This is a genomic window from Glycomyces sp. NPDC047010, assembly GCF_040644205.1.
Lineage (GTDB): Bacteria > Actinomycetota > Actinomycetes > Mycobacteriales > Micromonosporaceae > Glycomyces.
In genome coordinates this window covers 334,327-351,627 of record NZ_JBEYVY010000005.1, presented here as the reverse complement: position 1 = coordinate 351,627, position 17,301 = coordinate 334,327, and the positions used below count along the sequence as shown (strand labels likewise).

Genomic DNA, 17,301 nt, shown 5'->3' with positions numbered 1-17,301 from the left:
CTGCTAGCAGGTGGTGTCGACGCTCGCCTGGCCCACGGCGACACCGCAGACCGACCAGTGGAACGCACCGGTCGTGTCGGCGTTCACCAGCGAGATCCCGCTGCGGGGACCCACCGGCTCCTTCGGACCGTCGATCGAGTTGTCGCACTCGAAGCCCTCGGTCTGGGCTGCGACCGCGATCCCGCAGACCTGCCACTTCGCGAAGTCGCGCAGGTCGACGTTGGCGACCGACGGCATGCCCGCGGCGGCCGGGGACTCCGGGACGGAATGGCCCGTCGCCTCGATCTCCTCCTCCGAAGGCGAGCCGAGAACGGTGCCGCAGGCCGTGGCGGTGAGCGCACCGACCTGGTCGGCCTCGCACATACCGGGCAGCACCGAGTCGTGCTCGGACTCCACAGTGGCGAGCGTCAGCCAGTCGGGCGTGGACGCCTGGGCGGCCCCTCCCGTGAACGCGGCCGCCGCTGCGGCTGCGGCGGCCGAGACCGCCACCATGGTGGTGTTACGCATGTTCCTACCTTTGTCTCTCGCCCAATCCGTTAAGAAACGGAAGGACTAGTAGTCGCCCTGGTCGTCGCCCTTGGACGGGTGGTCGTCGTCGTCCGAGACGTGGTCGGCGTTCAGGCACTGCTGGTCGAGCGAGGGCGAGACGCCGACGTTCTGGCCGCAGATCTGCCAGTGGGCGGCGCTCGACGCGTCGAGGTTGCCCAGCGAGGTCTGGCCGGCGTTGACGCCCGAGCCGGCGTTGTCGCCGAAGTGGTCGCGGTTGTCGCAGACCTGGCCGAAGGACTGGGTCAGCACGTTCTGACCGCAGATCTGCCAGTGCGCGGCCGACGAGGCGTCCACGTTCACGGCGGAGACGTCCCCGGCGTTGACGCCCGAGCCCTGGTCTTCGCCGAAGTGGTCGCGGTTGTCGCAGCTCTGGTCGACCGACGTGGTCAGGATGTTCTGGCCGCAGATCTGCCAGTGCGCCGCGTCCGAGGCGTCGATGTTGACCAGGGAGACCGGGCCGGCGTTGACGCCGGAGGCGGCCGCCATGACGGGCGAGGCCGCACCGAGGGCGGCGACGGCGCCGGCAGCGGCGGCGGTGACGGCGAGGATCTTGCGCATGTGATGAGTTCCTTTCGAGAAAGACGGGGCGGGCCCTCAGGTCGAGGGCCCGCCCCCGGTCGAATTACTCGGCCGCGTGGGTCAGGTGGTCGTAGTTCTTGCACTCCTGGTCCAGCGACGGCGCGACGCCGACGTTCTGGCCGCAGATCTGCCAGTGGGCGGCGTCCGAGATGTCCAGGTTGCCGAGCGACACGTCGCCCGCCTGCACGCCGGACTGCGGGCCCATGCCGATGTGGTCGCGGTTGTCGCAGTCCTGGCCGAAGGACTGGGTCAGCACGTTCTGGCCGCAGATCTGCCAGTGCGCCGCGCTGGAGGCGTCGATGTTCACCAGGCTGACCGGGCCCGCCCAGACGCCCGAGTTCTGGGCCATGGCGGTGCCGGCGGAGCCGAGAGCGGCGACCGCTCCGGCAGCAGCGGCGGTGACGGCGAGAGCCTTGCGCATTGTGTGTTCCCCGTTCTGTGTCGGATTACTTCTTGGTTGCCCCCGAGGCGGGCCGCCCGTCATGGGCGGCCCGGCTTGGGAAGTCCTACTCGTTCAGGTGGTCGTAGTTCGCGCACTGCTGGTCGAGCGAGGGCGCCACGCCGACGTTCTGGCCGCAGATCTGCCAGTGGGCGGCGTCCGAGATGTCCAGGTTGCCGAGCGACACGTCGCCCGCGGTGACGCCGGACTGCGGGCCCTCGCCGATGTGGTCGCGGTTGTCGCAGACCTGACCGAACGACTGGGTCAGCACGTTCTGGCCGCAGATCTGCCAGTGCGCCGCCGAGGAGGCGTCGATGTTGACGAGGCTGACCGGACCGGCGGTCACGCCGGAGTTGTTGCCACCGGCCATCGCGGGGGCGGCGGCGGCTGCGACGGCGCCGGCGGCGACGGCGGCGACAGTGAGAACCTTGCGCATGATGTGCGGTTTCCTTCTGGGTCGTGCGCCCGATCGTTCGGGCGACTCATGTGGTTTCCCCGCCTCTGTGGAGGCGGCGGTGACGGCCTGCCGCGCGTCGGCGCGCCGGACTCGCCGGGGATCAGGTCCCCGGGTTCCGTTGGGAGTTGCGAAGGCGGACTTCGGTTCCCGCGCGTCGACGCGCGGCGGCGCTAGTCTGGGGCGACGGACTGCTCGGCGGCGCGGTCCAGCGGCCGCCCCAATTCCCCGATCACCGTGCGGGAGAGTGACACCTCTTCCCCACCGGCGGACGGGGAGACGCAGACAGCGTTGTGGCCGCTGTCGACGGTGATACCGGCGGTCGAGCCAGTGGCTCCACCGGGGATGATCTTCAGGTTCGGAACCGCGGCGCCGTGGTATCCCCACGGCTTGGCGGCGGTGCGCGGCGTACCGTGCACCTCTTCGACCTCGGACCCGTCCGTCCCCCGCGCTTGATGCGCGGAGCACTCGAAGGCGGCGGCCGGCCGGCCGCTGGGCGCTCCGTAGAGCGCCGCCGCCACCTCGCTGGAGTCTGCATTCGCCGCAAGTGTGGTGAAGCTCGGCTGTCCTGCGGCAGCGGCGAGGACGCTCCCGGGCGTCGTCGCGTCGCCGAACCGCAGGCCATCGGTCACCAGTCGCGCCAGGTCGCCGACCGGATCGGTCGGGGGCGCGACAGTCTCATAGACACCGGACACCACGGGGGCGGGGCGGTCCGCAATGGACGCCGTTCCCTGCACGAGGGTTCCCACCAGCGGTGCCACTACTTCGGCGGTGCCGTCTCCGACGGACTTGTCGTCCAGGTCGAGCAGGCCGGGGCCGCCCGGCAGCATCGTGCGCACGGAGCCGTCCGTCTCGTCCACCAGTGACGCCGTCGAATCGGCAAGGCCCGACACCAGCCCCGTGACCTCCCCCTGCACCACCGGCGTCCGATGTCCCTGCTGGTTCTGCGGGACCAGTCGCGCGGCCAGGCGCGACATGTCGGACACCTCTGCGGTGAGGGGGTCGGTCATCGCGGCTAGGCCCTGTGATGACGCGGAATCGTCTGATGCCCAAGCGGAAGTCGCCATGGCGAAGGCCCCCAGAAGCAGGGACCCGAATGCTGTGAGCGCGGCGCCGAGGAGGAACCGGAGCATGCTGGTGCGGCGGGTGTCCCCGCTGCCGCCGGCGATGCGTCCCATCGTCTCCCCCGTCGTCCTGAACCTGAGCGCGAGCGGTCTGGCCGCTCGCAACCTAAAGAACGAGAACGGACCAACGGTGGATACGGGGTGAATCAGATTTATTCCCCGAAATAGGGTGAACAGGACTCACAGCCCCACGTTGCTCACCCGCAGCACCGCTTAACAGACTGTTTACATGTGATCAACGAACGGGAAATTGCTCTTTGGGAGCGTGGCAGCACAGCCTCACGGCTGGACCTCGTATGAAGAAGGGCTCCCACCGATGGCCATCAAAGCCGAGTACATCTGGATCGACGGCACCGAGCCGACGGCCAAGCTGCGTTCCAAGACCAAGATCCTCGGAGCCGGTGAAGAGCCGCCGATCTGGGGCTTCGACGGCTCCAGCACCAACCAGGCGGAGGGCCACACCTCCGACTGCGTGCTGAACCCGGTGAAGACCGTCCCGGACCCGATCCGCGGCGGCGACCACATCCTGGTCCTGTGCGAGGTCCTCGACATCGACCTCACCCCCCACCCGTCCAACACCCGCGCCGCGACCGCCGCCGTCGCCGAGAAGTTCGCGGGCCAGGAGTCCTGGTTCGGCATCGAGCAGGAGTACACCTTCATGGTGGGCGACCGCCCGCTCGGCTTCCCCGAGGGCGGCTTCCCCGCGCCGCAGGGCGGCTACTACTGCGGCGTCGGCGCCGACGAGATCTTCGGGCGCGAGATCGTCGAGAAGCACCTCGACAACTGCCTCGCCGCGGGCCTGCCGATCTCCGGCATCAACGCCGAGGTCATGCCCGGCCAGTGGGAGTTCCAGGTCGGCCCCGCGTCGGCCCTCGAAGTCTCCGACTCGCTGTGGCTGGCCCGCTGGCTGCTCTACCGCACCGCCGAGGAGTGGAACGTCTCCGCGACCATCGACCCCAAGCCCGCCAAGGGCGACTGGAACGGCGCGGGCTGCCACACCAACTTCTCCACCAAGGCGATGCGCGAGGACTACGAGCCCATCATCGCCGCGTGCGAGGCCCTCGGCGAGAAGGCCGCCGAGCACATCGCCGTCTACGGCGACGGCATCGCCGACCGCCTCACCGGCGCCCACGAGACCGCCCACTACACCCAGTTCTCCTACGGCGTCTCCAACCGCGGCGCCTCGATCCGCATCCCCTGGCAGGTCGAGAAGGACAAGAAGGGCTACCTCGAAGACCGCCGCCCCAACGCCAACATGGACCCCTACCTCGTCACCGGCAAGATCGTCGACACGGTCTGCGCGGCCCTGGAGAAGAAGGGCCTGGTCTAGCACCAGCTCGCAAGGGGCGCCGCGGATTCCGCGGCGCCCCTTCGGCGTCCCTTCCGCCATCCGGGACCCGCCCCGCTTCGCACCCGCCCCGGCGAACCCCCTCTGCTATGGTCGTTTCGGTCATAACCGAATAACCCTCGGAAAAGCAACCGGCAGGAAGCGAACGACCATGACCCCGGACGAACCCTTGCAATACTCCATTTTGGGCACCTGCGTGACCCGCGACGCCGCCGACGTCGGCCGCGCCCCGCTCAACCGGCCCGTGAAGTACTTCTCGCGCACCCGGATCCAGAGCATCGTCTCGACGCCCTCCCCGATCGACCCGGACGAGATCACCACCGACAACGTGTTCAACCGGCAGGTCATCCTCAACGAGCACCGCAAGACCGCCGCGCAGACCCTCCCGCGGCTCGACCACCCGCTCGTCATCGACCTCGGCGACGAGCGGCTCCCGATGGTCCACACCGGCCACGGCATCGTCACCGCCACCAAGTCCTACAAGCAGGACTTCCTCGGCCGCCAAGGACACCGCAAGGTCCCCGAGGACACCGAGCTGCGCCCCGACGGCCCCTTCGCCGACGCCTGCCGCCGCTTCGCCGCCCTCCTGCCCCCCGACCGGACGGTGATCGTCCACCGCACCTTCTGGGCCGTCCGCGAGGCCGACGGCTCCCCCGTCCGCCGCATCGACGAGTCCATGCGCCACAACGCGTGGCTCGCCCCCGCCTACGACCACCTCATCGCGGCCCTCGGCCCCCGCGCCGTCGTCGTCTCCATGCCCGAGGACCTCCGCGTCCCCGATCCGAACAGCCGCTGGGGCCACGAGCCCTTCCACTTCATCCCCGAATACCACGACCACCTCGCCACCAGAATCCGAGCGGCGGTCCACCCGGTGGCGGGCGCCGCGCCCCGCTGACCGTCCTTCTAGGTCTCCGTTAGGATCGGCACGCCGACACGTGAGCGGCGGCGCCGATCCCCCGTCTGCATACCCGCGCCGCCCAGGTCGGCCGACGACACCCCACGACCCGACCGCCCGTCCCCGGGGCACGAGTGAGGCGATGGCCATGACCTCCCGCATCCGCAACACAGCGATCGGCACCGCGGCGGCCGCGGCCGCAACGGCCGGAGGCTACGCCCTCGGCGGCCCCGCGCTCGCCGGATACGCCCTGTTCTCGACCGCGCTCTGCGGCGCGGCGGCCGTCCTGTGGCTCCAAGCGCGCAGAGCCGACGCGAGCCAGCGCGGGCGCGACGCGGACCTCGCCCGGCTCACCGAGCGGATCACAGCGCTCACCGAGCGGATGGACCGGCAGCGCCACTCCCAGGAGCAGGACCTGCGGCGTCTGGGCGATCGCGTGGACGCGGTCCGCGAACGGACCGACCTGGTCCCGGCCGAGGTGCGCCGCATGGCGCTGGAGGCCGACCGGACCGGGGAGCTCGCCGCGGTGCTCGACGAGGTCCGCGACGGCGTCGCCGCATTCCCCGCGAAGACCAGGCGCCTGATCCGGGAGTGGAACCGGATGGTCTACGCCGAGATCGAAGACCTCACCGCGCTCTACCGGGACATCGAGCCGGACCGGGCGCTTCCGCCGCTGCACGGATGGGCGGCGGGCCCGGACCTCGCCCGCTACCTCTACCTCCAGGTGGTGGAGCACGGGCGGACCCGTGTGCTCGAATGCGGTTCGGGATCGACGACGGTCGTCCTCGCTTACGCCCTCAGATCCCTCGGGCGCGGCCATGTCCACTCGCTGGAGCACGACCCGCGCTTCGCGGAGCTCACCAGGACCATGCTCAAGGAGCGCGGACTCGACGAGTGGGCGACCGTCGTGGACGCCCCGCTGGCCGAGGTCGAGATCGGCGGCGCGCCGTGGCGCTGGTACGACCCCGATGCCGTTCCCGCTTCGGAGATCGACCTCCTTCTGGTGGACGGGCCGCCCGGCACGACCGGGCCGCAGGCGCGCTATCCGGCGCTGCCGGTGCTGATCGACCGGCTCGCAGAGGACGCGCTGGTCGTGCTCGACGACACCCGCCGCGACGACGAGCACCGGATCGGGGAGCGCTGGGCCGCGGAGTTCGAGGGTTGGGCGTTCAAGTCCCTGCCGCACGACCACGGCACGCTCGTGCTCCGCCGGGAGGCGGAACCCGGGGCCTGAGCGGCGCGGGACCGGTCCGACCGGGGCCTTCGGAGAGTTCACATCGGAGAACCCGATGTTAGGATGGTTCGCATTCCTCCCCAGTCAGAGAATCCGAACGGTACCCCATGCCCAATCCGAATCCCCCCGCGTCGCGCGCGCTGGTCGAACGAGTCCTGGCATCCTCCAGAACCGACGGTGTCGCATCGATCTTCGAATGGGGGCAATTCCACCGTTCCAAGCTGTCGCTCTCGGTTCTCGCATATCTGGCGTATCCCGTCGACCCCGATGTCTTCTGGCGTTCCACCGACCATTTTCCGCGATTGTCGCGAACGGCCCTGAATTGCGAGGCGCTCTGCGCGCTCGCCGCGGCGTTCGTGCTCCAGCCGCGCGGCACGGAGGACGTGCGGCGCGGCGCGGCGCTGTTCGACCTGGCCCGCCGACGTCTCGGCGGACGGCTCGATCCCGCTCACCAGGACCTCCATGTCATCGCCGCGCATCTCAGCGGGGACGCGGCCGGGGCGGGGCGGCTCCTGGACTCGTACCCGGACTGCACCCCGGCGCTGCGGGGGGCGCTCGCGAGCCTGGCGGCCCATCCGGCGAACGGCGGGAGCACCGCGGCCCTGGAGCGCGAGCTCAGGTCCCTCGCCGACTGGGACGACCTGCGCCTGCCCGAGGACCCGGCGCGGGCCACGATCGACGGCCTGACCACCACGGCGAAGCCCGGGTGGAAGAGCGGCCCCCTCATCTCGGTCATCATGACCTGCTTTCAGCCCGGACCCGCCCTGCTGACGGCCGTGCGGTCCATCCAGGCGCAGTCATGGAAGCGCTGGGAGCTCATCGTCGTCGACGACGCCTCCGGTCCCGAGTACGACGACGTCCTCCGCGAGGCCCGCGAGATCGACCCCAGGGTCACCGTGCTGGTGCAGCCGGAGAACGGTGGCACCTACAAGGCGCGCAACAGGGCCCTCGCCGCGGCCGAGGGCGTGTTCGTCACCGGTCTCGACTCCGACGACTGGGCGCACCCGCGGCGGCTCGAACGCCAGGTCAAGCCGATGCTCAGGGACTCCAAGCTGGTAGCGGTCGAGTCCTGCGCGCTGTCGACGACCACCGACCTCCGCCCGGTGATCGACCCGCAGGTCGACGTCGTCGCGGCGCGGTCGACGCTCGTCATGTTCCGCACCGCGCCGATCCGCGAGCACATCGGGTTCTTCGACGAGGTCCGCAAGAACGGGGACTCCGAGTTCATCCGCAGGATCCGGAGCAGGTTCGGGCCGGGGAGCTGGACCCGCGTCGGCACCCGGCCGATGACGATCATGCGCCGCGAAGGCGAGACGCTCTCTGCGGGAGAGATCTCCCGGGCCTGGATGAGCGCGGGCAGGTTCGCGTACCACTCCGCGTTCATGCACTGGCACCGGCAGATCAGGGCCAAGGCCGTCCCCGCGTTCCTCGACTCCCTGCCCGTGCACCGGCCGTTCCCGCTCAGCGTCTCGCTGACGCTGCCGGGAGCGGAGGCGACCTTCACGTACGACCGCGTCTACGCGGCGGACTGGCGGTTGCCGGGCACGGCCCGCTCGGCGATGACCGGCGAGGCGATCGAGGCGGCGGCGGCCGGGGAGCGCATCGCGTTCGCGCACTGCCCCGAATGGCTCGACGTGAACGGCAGGCGGGCGCTCATCCCGGATTACATCCTCGCCAGCGCCGCCGAGCACGGCATCTGCTTCACCGATATCCGGCCGGGCGTCGCCCCGGTGGTCGTCGCCCCGAACCGCGAGTACCTGGAGCTGCTGCGCTTCGAGCACCCCGAGATCGACGGTGCCGACGTCCGCCTGGTCGAACCGGCCGAGGCGCCGCAGGCAGAGCGGCGCGGAGTCCCCGTGGTCGCGGACCGGCCGCTGCTGCGGCGCCGCGACCGGCTCCTCCTCGGGCTCGGCGCCCCGGCCGCCGTCGGCGCGGCCGCGGTGGCGGCACTGTGGACCGGTCCCGAACCGCTCTGGGTGCTCGCGGGCGGCGTCGTCGCCGCCGCGGCGGTGGCCGCACTCGGCCTCGGCCGCCAGTTCTCGCGGCGGCTGCACCAGCGCTAGCGCCCATGTCGACCACTCGATCACGACCAGAAGGACCCGGCCCTCGATGAATCCCCGGTCAATTGCCAGGAGGCTGCGCAAGCGGTGGCCCTGGGCGCTCCTCGCGCTGCTGCCCGCCCTGCCGCTCGCAGCCGTGTTCGCGCCGGAGCCCGGCCGCGCCTATGCCGCGCTGCTGTTCGGCGCCGTGGTCTTCGCGTTGGTGCTCGCCGTCTCCGGACTGCGCACCGCCGCCGACCGCGCGCGGGACCTCGCGCTCCGGCCCGCGCCCGCGGCCCCCGCGGCGCAGAAGTACTCGGGGCCGATCTCGAACCGCAAGCAGCAGGCGTACGTCCGGTGGACGGGGCGGCTGCACAACGGCTGGTCCGACGCGGCCCTCCCGGTCCTGTACCAGACGGCGCGGACCAAGGGCGAGGATCCGCGCTACCGGCTCAAGGTGCTGCGCGCCCTGTGCGAATGGCACGCACAGGACCGCCGGGACCGGCATGAACCGCGCGACCTCGACTTCGACGTGGTCATCGTGTCGAACATGAACCTGCCCGGCGGCACCACCTCCTCGAACGAGGCGGAGATCCTCGCGTTCCGCGAGGCCGGGCTCCGGGTCGGCCTGCTGCACCATCCGGTGTGGAACTGGAACATCATCCGCCCGATCAACCCGAAGCTCGACGCGCTCGTCGACGGCGAGCGGGTCGTCCGGCTGACCTCGGCCGACACCGCCCGGTGCAGGCTGATGATCGTCCGGCTCCCCAATACCATGATCCGGCTCATGGACGACCTGCCGGACCTGCACGCCGACCGCGCCATCCTCGTGATCAACCAGACCCCGCACGAGGAGTACGGCGTCGCGGGCGGCTACGGCCGCTCGTGGAGCATCGCCGACGTCCACCGGAACCTCACCGCCTGGGTCGGCGACCACACCTGGTACGGCATCAGCCCGGTCGTGCAGGGCATCCTCGAACGGCACCACGCCGAGGAGCTCGCCGAGGTCGACGTCGCCGCCGAACCCTGGTACAACACGATCGACATGCGACTGTGGGACCGGGGCGACGAGCTCCCCGCCTTCGGGGACCGCCCGATTCGGATCGGACGCCACAGCCGCGACCACATCACCAAGTGGCCCAACGCGGCCGAACAGATGCGGGCGGCGTATCCGCTGCGCGACGACATCGAAGTGCACGTCATGGGCGGGCACGGCTCGGTCCAGCGGATCATCGGCACCCTGCCGGAGAACTGGGTCTCCCACCCGTTCGGCTCGATGCACGCGTCCGAGTTCCTCCGCGGTCTCGACGTGTACGTCTACTTCACCGACGAGTCGTACGTCGAGGCGTTCGGCCGGTCCCCGCTGGAGGCCATGGCGGCCGGAGTGCCGTGCCTCCTGCCCGAGCGGTTCCGGCCCCTCTTCGGCGACGGGGCCGTCTATTGCCGGCCCGACGAGGTCGAAGCCGAGGTGCGGCGGCTGGCCGCCGATCCCGGCTACTACCGGTCCCGGGTCGAGGCCGGGCGCAGAACGGTCCGCGAGCGGTTCTCCCCGCAGGCGCTCCTGCGGAGGCTGGCGGGCTACGGCGTCCACGCCGACCCGGCGGTCTTCGACGCGCCGCTCGCTCCGGCCGCCACCACCGACGAACCCGCGACTCCGAGGACCGCCGCATGAACCGACCCAGCAAGCCAGCGGCCTCGCAGCGCCGCACCGCGATCGCCGCGGCGGCCGCGGCAGCGGTCTCGGCCGCCGCGGCATGGGCGCTGCCTTCCGCGGCGGCGATCGCCGTCGCGGGCGCCGTCGCCGTCATCCTCGCGGCGGCCGCGGTGTTCTACGGGACGCGGCTGCGCCGGGGCGCGGCCGACATGCGGGCGCGCGAGCGCGCCGCGGGACTGCTCGGCGGGCTCGCGGACCGGGCGCCGAGCCTGGGCGCCGTCACGTTCGAGCACCGGGCGCGCCGGGTCCGCGACGCGCTCCACGGGGGGTTCCCCGACACCGCGGTGGTCGAGGCCGACCGGCTGGCGAAGAACACGGCGCTCCCTGCGGACGAGCGGATCGCGCTCCTCCAGGAGGTGCTCGCCTGGCACCGGCAGGAGCGGGAGACCGCCGGAGACGGCCGGAGCCTGGAGTTCGACGTCGTCATCGTCTCGCACTTCGGTCTGCCCGGCGGCAACACCTCTGCCAACGCCGCCGAGATCCTCGCCTACCGCGACGCCGGCCTGCGGGTCGGCCTGCTCCACCACCCGGTGTACCGCTGGGGCGCTTCGGCACCGATCAGCGACAAGATCGAGCCGCTCATCGACGGCGACCGCGTCGTGCGCATCGACGCGCACGACCGCGCGCACTGCTCGCTGGCGGTCGTCCGGCTGCCGACCGTGCTGCTCAAGCCGCTGGAGCACCGTCCACGGCTCACCGCCGACGCCGTAGCGATCATCGCCAACCAGACCCCGTACAAGTTCTACGGCTCCGAGGGCCCGAGCGAGGCGGCCTGGGACATCGCGACCGTCGAGGAGCACTTGGGCGACTGGCTCGGCGACCACACCTGGTACGGCGCCGGCCCGACCGTGATCGAGACGCTGCTCCGACACCACGGCGAGGAGGTCGCCGACCTGAAGCTGTCGACGGATGCCTGGTTCGAGTGCATCGACGTCGACCGCTGGACGCTCGACGCCCCGCGGACCGCGGACGGGACCGTCCGGATCGGCCGGCACTCGCGCGACCACAAGCTGAAGTGGCCCGAGGACCCGCGGACCCTGACGCAGTGCTACCCGGACCGGGCCCCGTTCGAGATCCACATCCTCGGCGGCGCCGAGCACCCCCGCAGGATCCTCGGCGGACTGCCGGAGAACTGGGTCGAGCACGAGTTCAACTCCATGGACTCGCGCGAGTTCCTCTCCCGGATCGACGTGCTCGTCTACTTCATCTCCTCGGAGGGGAAGGAGGCGTTCGGCCGGGCCCCCCTGGAGGCGATGGCCGCGGGCGTACCGGTCGTCATGGACCGGGTCTTCGAGCCGACGTTCGGACCGGCGGCGCTCTACTGCACCCCCGAGGACGTCGCCGCGACCGCGGCGGCGCTCGTCGCCGACCCTCAGGCGTACCGGGACCAGCGCGACCGCGCCCTGGAGTACGTGCGGCACCACTTCTCCGAGCAGGCGCTGATCCGGCGGATCCGCACGCTCGGGGTCACGGTGCCGCCCACCGCCTGACAGCCGGATTCCGAACCCGCCCTTACTGAATCGCACACGGGCCCGTGTGCGGTCGGCCTTCGCCGACCGCATGCGGGCCCGCCGTCGTGCGCCTCCCGCACGGATCCCGAACCCTTGCCGCTCTGATGTAGCATCGACTTGCCCCAGTCGCCCGATTTATTCGCCGTTGCACTTTCTGCCCCTAGTGGACTGATCATCGACGGCAGCGGTCGGAGCCGAGGAAATGCAGGACCTTGCGACAGGAAAGGGATGCGCATGCCCCTCCCACCCTCCACGGAGTACCTCGATTCGGTACTCCCACGAGTCGCCGCGTCCACGAGCGGCGCGGTGCTCGCCAACGCCCTGCGGCTGCGCTCGCGCACCGGACGGCGGCTCCTGGCGATCCTCGCCCACCCCGAGGACCGCGACGCCTCGGACGCGCTCGACCACACCGCGTTCGACCGGCGCGTGAAGTCCTCCAGCCTGCACCTGCGCGCGTACTGCGACCTGGCGTACGCGCTGGCCGCGCAGCCACTCGACGACGGCGACCAGGCCGCGGCCCTGTCCATGTACGGGCGCGCGAGGCGGCTCCTCGGGTCCTCGGTCCCGGAACGGGATCAGACCGCGCACGTGCGGCTGGCGGGACTGCACGGGGACCGCCCGCTGCTGGAGTCGCTGCGGCGGACCTACAACCGGGTGCCCGAGGTCTACTGGAAGGCCGCCGAATGCGCCGTCCGGCGCACCGAGGCCCCCGGCGACGAGGCGCGCTGGTTCGCCGCGCTCCTCGACTTCGCCGGGTGGGAGGGCGTCGCGCTCGCTCCGTCCGGCCCGGACCCGCTGGGTCGGCTGCGGCCCGACGGCGTGCGGGCCGTCGAGGACGGCCCCCTCGTCTCGGTCGCCATGACCTGCTTCCGTCCCGGCCCCGAACTGCTCACCGCGGTCCGCTCGGTGCTCTCGCAGAGCTGGCGGCACCTGGAACTGCTGCTCGTCGACGACGCCTCGGGCCCCGAGTACGCGGACGTCCTCCTGGAAGCCGCCGGACTCGACGACCGCGTGCAGCTCATCCGCCAGCGGGTCAACGGCGGGACCTACAGGGCGCGCAACCGGGCCCTCGGCATGGCCCGCGGGGAGATGGTCACGGGGCTCGACTCGGACGACTGGGCCCACCCGAGGTGGATCGAGCACCAGATCGCACCTCTGCTGGAGCGCCCGGAGCTGGTCATGTCGGTCGCCGAGGGCATCCGCTGCTCCGGTGGCCTCGAACCCGCGATCACGCCCGAGCTGCGCCTGACCGAGACCCGGTCCACGTCGGTCATGTACCGCGCTGCGGAGGTCCGCGAGCACACCGGGTTCTACGACACCGTCCTCAAGAGCGCCGACACCGAGTTCAAACTGCGCATCCAGCGCCACTTCGGGTCCGGGCGGACCGCGTTCCTCCGCGGCCGGTACCTCACGGTGGTGCGCCACCGGTCCGGGTCGCTCTCCGAAGCCGAGGTCGCGGCGGAATGGGTCAGCCCCGCCCGCGCGGCCTACGAGTCCGCGTTCCGCCACTGGCACAAGCAGATGCGGCAGGGCCGGTCGAAGCCGTTCCTGGCCGCGTCAGCGCCGGAGCGGCCGTTTCCCGCGCCGCGCGAACTGCTGGAGCGAGGCGTGGTGCCCGACCGCTTCGACCTGGTGACGGCCGCCGACTGGCGCCGCATCGACCGGTCGCGGCGCGGACTGCTGGACGCGGCGGCCGAGGCCGCCGGCGACGGCGGCGCGGTCGGGCTGGTGCACTACCCGGCGTGGGACGCCCTCCAGGGCCCGGCCCAGATCGCGCCGGAGGTGCTCGCGTTCGCCGCCGAGCACGGCCTGCTGTTCGCCGACCTGGAGCGCTCGGGAACGGACCGGCTGATCGCCTCCGACGATGCGCTGCTCTTCTGCCTGGAGCAGGACTACGGCGTCACCGGGACCTCCGACGAGGAGACCCGCCCGACGTCGCGACCGCATGCGGCCCTCCGCGTCCGAGTCGAACGGCTGCCGAGCGCGCGGGGCCTGGCCGCCGCGTGCGGCGCCGGAGCCGCCGTCCTGGTCGGCGCGGGAGCCGCGGTCGCGGCGGCCGGTCCGGCGGCAGCGCTGACGGCGGCCGCGACCGGTGTCGCCGCCGCGGCTGCGATCGGGGCCATCGGGGCCGCGCTCGCCGCGAGGCGGCTGCGGCGATGAGGCGGATCTTCCTTCGCAGGCTCCGCACCCGGATCGGACGGCCGCTCAAGCGGCTCCCCCGCCGGATCGGCCCCGCACCGGCCGCGGCGCTCGCCGGACTCGCGGCCGTGCCGGTCGCACTCCTGGTCGCGGACCGCACTGTCGCCCTCGCCGTCGCCGCCGCTGTCGTGGTGCTCGAACTCGGGTTGCTGGCCGCGCTGCTGCTGCGCCTGGAAGTCGCCGTCAAGGAGGCCGCGGTCGCCCCCGCCGAGGCGTCGGAGGCAGCGGCGTCGGAGGCCGCACCCCAGGCATGGAAGCTCCCCGCGCGCAAGCTCCGGCCGCTGCGGCGCTGGGCCGCACGGCTCGGTCGCGGATTCTCGGCGACGGCGCTGCCGGTCATGTACGGCTACGCGGACAACGAGAAGGGCACGTACCCGTTCCGGATCGCGATGCTGGACGCGATCGTCGAGTGGCGGCAGGGCCTGCGGGAAGGGCGCACCGAGCCGCTCCGCGGGCATCTCGACATCGTCCTGGTCTCGAACCTCAACCTGCTCGGCGGCACCACCGCGTCGAATGTGGAGGAAGTGCGGGCGTACCTGGAGGCGGGCCTGTCGGTGGGGCTGCTCCACCACCCGGTGTTCGAGTGGAACGTCGCCCGCGACGTCAACCCGAAGGTCGCCGAGCTGCTCGACGAAGGCGCGGTCATGCTCCGCCCCGGCGACGAGGTGTCGTGCGACCTGATGATCGTCCGGTTCCCGCCGTCGCTCGCGAAGCTCCTCGACGACCGCCCCGAGATCAAGCCGGCCCGCACGGTGCTGCTGATCAACCAGACCCCGTTCGAGGCCTACGGACCCGACGGCACAGGCAGGCACTTCTCGTGGGACATCGCGACCGTCCGCGACAACCTGCGGTCCTGGATCGGCGACAGCACGTGGTACGCCATCGGGCCCTCGGTCCGCGAGACCCTCGAACGGCACCACGCCGGCGAACTCGACGGCGTGGACCTGTCCGAAGACTACTGGTACGGGTCTCTCGACCCCGGCCTGTGGCGCCGCGAGGGCCCCAGGGAGCCCGACGGGACGGTGCGCGTCGGCCGCCACTCTCGCGACCACCCCCTGAAGTGGCAGACCATCGCCGAGGACCTCCGCACCGCCCACCCTGACGCCGAGGACTTCGAGGTCCACGTCCTCGGCGGGGCCGAATCGCCCCGGCGGGTCCTCGGACGGCTGCCGGAGAACTGGACGGAGTACCCGTTCGGATCGGTCGGCCCGATCGACTTCCTGCACTCGCTGGACGTGGCGGTCTACTTCACCGCGGAGGAGTACGTCGAGGCGTTCGGGCGCTCCCCCATGGAGGCCATGGCGGCCGGGCTCCCGTGCATCATGCCGCCGCGGTTCAGGCCGCTGTTCGGCGACGGCGGGCTCTACTGCGAGCCCGGCGAGGTCGAGGACCTCGTGCGCGGCCTCATGGCCGACCCGGAGCGGTACCGGCGGCAGTCGGAGCGGTCCCTGGCCGCGGTGCGGGAGCACTTCTCCTACGAGGCGCTCCTGCGCCGCGTGGCGAATCTGGGCGTCCGGGTCCCCGGCGCCGACACAGGCGGACCGGCCGAGCCGGTGGGCGCGGCCGCCGAGGGCGAGGCACGATGAACGTCGAGGCGATCCGGCGGACCCGTAGCGGGTCCGCCCTCCTTTGGGCCGGCGTCGGCGCCGCAGTCACGGCAGGAGCCGTGCTCGCACTGCCGCTCGCCCCCGCCGCCGCAGTGGTCGGCGCCGTCGTCGTGGTCGAACTCGCCGCGATCGCGGCCCTCGGCGCCCGGGTGGCGCGGCGTGCCCGCAACCTCGGTGTCAGGCGGTCGCTCGAACACGCGGCCGCACCCGAGACCGGACCCGGCACCGACCCGGCAGAGGAGGAGCGGCGCCAGTTCCACGAGAAGTGGACCGCACGCCTCCGCAACGGGTTCTCCGCCGGGGCGGTCGACGCGCTGCTCCGCTCCGCGCGCAACACCGCGCATCCCCCCAAGCACCGGCTCGCGGTACTCAGGGAACTGGACGAGTGGCTCCAGGCGGAGGAAAGGGCGTTCCAGGCGTGCGCTGAGCGTTCGGTCGACGTGCTCATCGTGTCCCACTTCGGGCTGCCCGGCGGGAACACCTCCGCGAACGTCGCCGACATCGGGGCGCTCACCGGGGCCGGGCTGCGGGTGGGGCTGCTGCACCATCCGGTGTACCGGTGGGACGTGGCGGTGCCGCTCAACCCGAAGATCGAGGAGCTCGTGGACGGGGAGCGGGTGGTGCTCGTCGGGGCGCACGACGAGGTGCGGTGCGACCTGGCCGTGGTGCGGCTGCCCACGGTCATGGAGCGGCTCATGGACGACCTGCCGCGGATCACCGCCGGGCGCACGGTGCTGCTGGTGAACCAGGTGCCGTTCACGTACTACGACGCCGAGGGCGGGCGCCGCCCCCAGTGGGACCCGCGCGCCGTCCACGAGACCGTGCAGGGCTGGCTCGGGGAGCACACCTGGTACCTCATCGGGCCGGAGGTGCGCCGGACCCTCGAACGCCACCACGCCGAGGGCATCGCGGGCATCGACATCGCCGACGAGTACTGGTACGAGATCATCGAGACCGCCGAGTGGCGCCGTGACGCCCGCCCCGGAGGCGACGGGCCGGTCCGGATCGGGCGGCACACCAGGGACGCGCCCCTGAAGTGGCCCGAGACCGCGGAGAAGCTCCTCGCCTGCTACCCGGACGACCCCGCGTTCGAGGTGCGGGTCCTCGGGGGCGCCGCGACGCCCCGGGAGATGCTCGGGGGGCTGCCGGAGAACTGGACCGAGCTGCCGTTCGGGTCGGTGCCCGCGCGCGAGTTCCTCCACGGGCTCGACGTGTTCGTGTACTTCATCGCCGAGGACTGCGTGGAGGCGTTCGGCCGCTCCCCGCTGGAGGCGATGGCCGCCGGCGTCCCATGTGTCATGGACCCGCGGTTCGAGGCCCTGTTCGGCGACGCGGCCCTCTACTGCGGGCCCGAGGACGTCGCCGCCACGGTGCGCGCGCTCGCGGCCGACCCCGAAGCGTATGCGGCCCAGGCGTTGCGGGCACTCGCTAGAGTCGAGGAGGACTTCTCCCCGGCCGCACTGGTCCGCCGGGCCGCCCGGCTCGGCGCCACCGTGCCGGACCGGCTCTGACCTGCCGGAGCGGGTGCGGGGAGGCCGCCCCCGCACTGCTCCTCTGGAGAACTGGACGACCCGTCGCGGCCGAGCCGCATGCTAGGATCGCCTCGGCC

General features: G+C 72.0%; 14 protein-coding genes. 9 read left to right on the top strand and 5 right to left on the bottom strand.

The genetic code is table 11. The features are described 5' to 3' along the window. Positions 1–3: 3 nt before the first annotated feature. The 5 genes from AB0A65_RS12920 to AB0A65_RS12900 all read right to left on the bottom strand — a co-directional run bounded on the left by AB0A65_RS12920 (position 4) and on the right by AB0A65_RS12900 (position 3,199). Positions 4–507 (bottom strand): hypothetical protein, encoded by a 504-nt coding sequence (locus tag AB0A65_RS12920; RefSeq protein WP_359950710.1) that lies wholly within the window; start codon positions 505–507, stop codon positions 4–6. 45 nt (positions 508–552) lie between these two features. After that, the gene (locus tag AB0A65_RS12915; protein ID WP_359950708.1) at positions 553–1,107 is read right to left on the bottom strand and encodes a hypothetical protein; all 555 of its coding nucleotides are present in this window, start codon (positions 1,105–1,107) and stop codon (positions 553–555) included. A 64-nt stretch (positions 1,108–1,171) separates the two neighbouring features. After that, positions 1,172–1,549, bottom strand: a complete 378-nt coding sequence (locus AB0A65_RS12910) for a hypothetical protein (protein WP_359950706.1) — start codon at positions 1,547–1,549, stop codon at positions 1,172–1,174. 85 nt (positions 1,550–1,634) lie between these two features. Continuing rightward, positions 1,635–2,003 (bottom strand): hypothetical protein, encoded by a 369-nt coding sequence (locus AB0A65_RS12905; protein WP_359950704.1) that lies wholly within the window; start codon positions 2,001–2,003, stop codon positions 1,635–1,637. Positions 2,004–2,194: 191 nt separating this feature from the next. Continuing rightward, entirely contained in the window at positions 2,195–3,199 is a 1,005-nt protein-coding gene (locus AB0A65_RS12900) for a hypothetical protein (protein WP_359950702.1), read from the bottom strand. Between the two features lie 262 nt (positions 3,200–3,461). Between AB0A65_RS12900 and glnII the strand changes: the two genes are divergently transcribed. From glnII to AB0A65_RS12855, 9 genes are all read left to right on the top strand, one after another. Further along, positions 3,462–4,475 (top strand): glutamine synthetase, encoded by a 1,014-nt coding sequence (glnII, locus tag AB0A65_RS12895; RefSeq protein WP_359950700.1) that lies wholly within the window; start codon positions 3,462–3,464, stop codon positions 4,473–4,475. A gap of 169 nt (positions 4,476–4,644) precedes the next feature. Beyond that, positions 4,645–5,388 (top strand): DUF6270 domain-containing protein, encoded by a 744-nt coding sequence (locus tag AB0A65_RS12890; RefSeq protein WP_359950698.1) that lies wholly within the window; start codon positions 4,645–4,647, stop codon positions 5,386–5,388. Positions 5,389–5,536: 148 nt separating this feature from the next. Further along, complete coding sequence (locus AB0A65_RS12885) at positions 5,537–6,622, top strand: class I SAM-dependent methyltransferase (RefSeq protein WP_359950696.1); 1,086 nt, start codon at positions 5,537–5,539, stop codon at positions 6,620–6,622. A gap of 302 nt (positions 6,623–6,924) precedes the next feature. Further along, entirely contained in the window at positions 6,925–8,685 is a 1,761-nt protein-coding gene (locus AB0A65_RS12880) for a glycosyltransferase (protein ID WP_359950694.1), read from the top strand. A gap of 46 nt (positions 8,686–8,731) precedes the next feature. Then, positions 8,732–10,333 (top strand): glycosyltransferase, encoded by a 1,602-nt coding sequence (locus AB0A65_RS12875; RefSeq protein WP_359950692.1) that lies wholly within the window; start codon positions 8,732–8,734, stop codon positions 10,331–10,333. Beyond that, positions 10,330–11,865, top strand: coding sequence for a glycosyltransferase (locus AB0A65_RS12870; RefSeq protein WP_359950690.1), 1,536 nt, complete (start codon positions 10,330–10,332; stop codon positions 11,863–11,865). The genes AB0A65_RS12875 and AB0A65_RS12870 overlap by 4 nt, the downstream gene beginning before the upstream one ends. Positions 11,866–12,120: 255 nt before the next feature. Next, positions 12,121–14,046 carry a glycosyltransferase family 2 protein gene (locus AB0A65_RS12865; RefSeq protein ID WP_359950688.1) on the top strand — a complete coding sequence of 642 codons (1,926 nt, stop codon included), beginning with the start codon at positions 12,121–12,123 and terminating at the stop codon, positions 14,044–14,046. Next, on the top strand, positions 14,043–15,671 hold the full coding sequence (locus AB0A65_RS12860; RefSeq protein ID WP_359950686.1) for a glycosyltransferase: 1,629 nt from the start codon (positions 14,043–14,045) through the stop codon (positions 15,669–15,671). The genes AB0A65_RS12865 and AB0A65_RS12860 overlap by 4 nt, the downstream gene beginning before the upstream one ends. Positions 15,672–15,751: 80 nt before the next feature. Next, a complete protein-coding gene (locus AB0A65_RS12855) occupies positions 15,752–17,203 on the top strand; it encodes a glycosyltransferase (RefSeq protein ID WP_359950684.1) in 1,452 nt (483 codons plus the stop codon). Positions 17,204–17,301 lie beyond the last annotated feature (98 nt).

Excerpts from the sequence above, each read along its gene's own strand:
- AB0A65_RS12870 (WP_359950690.1), top strand. The coding sequence starts at position 10,330 with ATGAACCGACCCAGCAAGCCAGCGGCCTCGCAGCGCCGCACCGCGATC.
- AB0A65_RS12875 (WP_359950692.1), top strand. The coding sequence starts at position 8,732 with ATGAATCCCCGGTCAATTGCCAGGAGGCTGCGCAAGCGGTGGCCCTGG.
- AB0A65_RS12910 (WP_359950706.1), bottom strand. The coding sequence starts at position 1,549 with ATGCGCAAGGCTCTCGCCGTCACCGCCGCTGCTGCCGGAGCGGTCGCC.
- AB0A65_RS12885 (WP_359950696.1), top strand. The coding sequence starts at position 5,537 with ATGACCTCCCGCATCCGCAACACAGCGATCGGCACCGCGGCGGCCGCG.
- AB0A65_RS12900 (WP_359950702.1), bottom strand. The coding sequence starts at position 3,199 with ATGGGACGCATCGCCGGCGGCAGCGGGGACACCCGCCGCACCAGCATG.
- AB0A65_RS12905 (WP_359950704.1), bottom strand. The coding sequence starts at position 2,003 with ATGCGCAAGGTTCTCACTGTCGCCGCCGTCGCCGCCGGCGCCGTCGCA.
- AB0A65_RS12890 (WP_359950698.1), top strand. The coding sequence starts at position 4,645 with ATGACCCCGGACGAACCCTTGCAATACTCCATTTTGGGCACCTGCGTG.
- AB0A65_RS12915 (WP_359950708.1), bottom strand. The coding sequence starts at position 1,107 with ATGCGCAAGATCCTCGCCGTCACCGCCGCCGCTGCCGGCGCCGTCGCC.
- AB0A65_RS12860 (WP_359950686.1), top strand. The coding sequence starts at position 14,043 with ATGAGGCGGATCTTCCTTCGCAGGCTCCGCACCCGGATCGGACGGCCG.
- glnII (WP_359950700.1), top strand. The coding sequence starts at position 3,462 with ATGGCCATCAAAGCCGAGTACATCTGGATCGACGGCACCGAGCCGACG.
- AB0A65_RS12920 (WP_359950710.1), bottom strand. The coding sequence starts at position 507 with ATGCGTAACACCACCATGGTGGCGGTCTCGGCCGCCGCAGCCGCAGCG.
- AB0A65_RS12865 (WP_359950688.1), top strand. The coding sequence starts at position 12,121 with ATGCCCCTCCCACCCTCCACGGAGTACCTCGATTCGGTACTCCCACGA.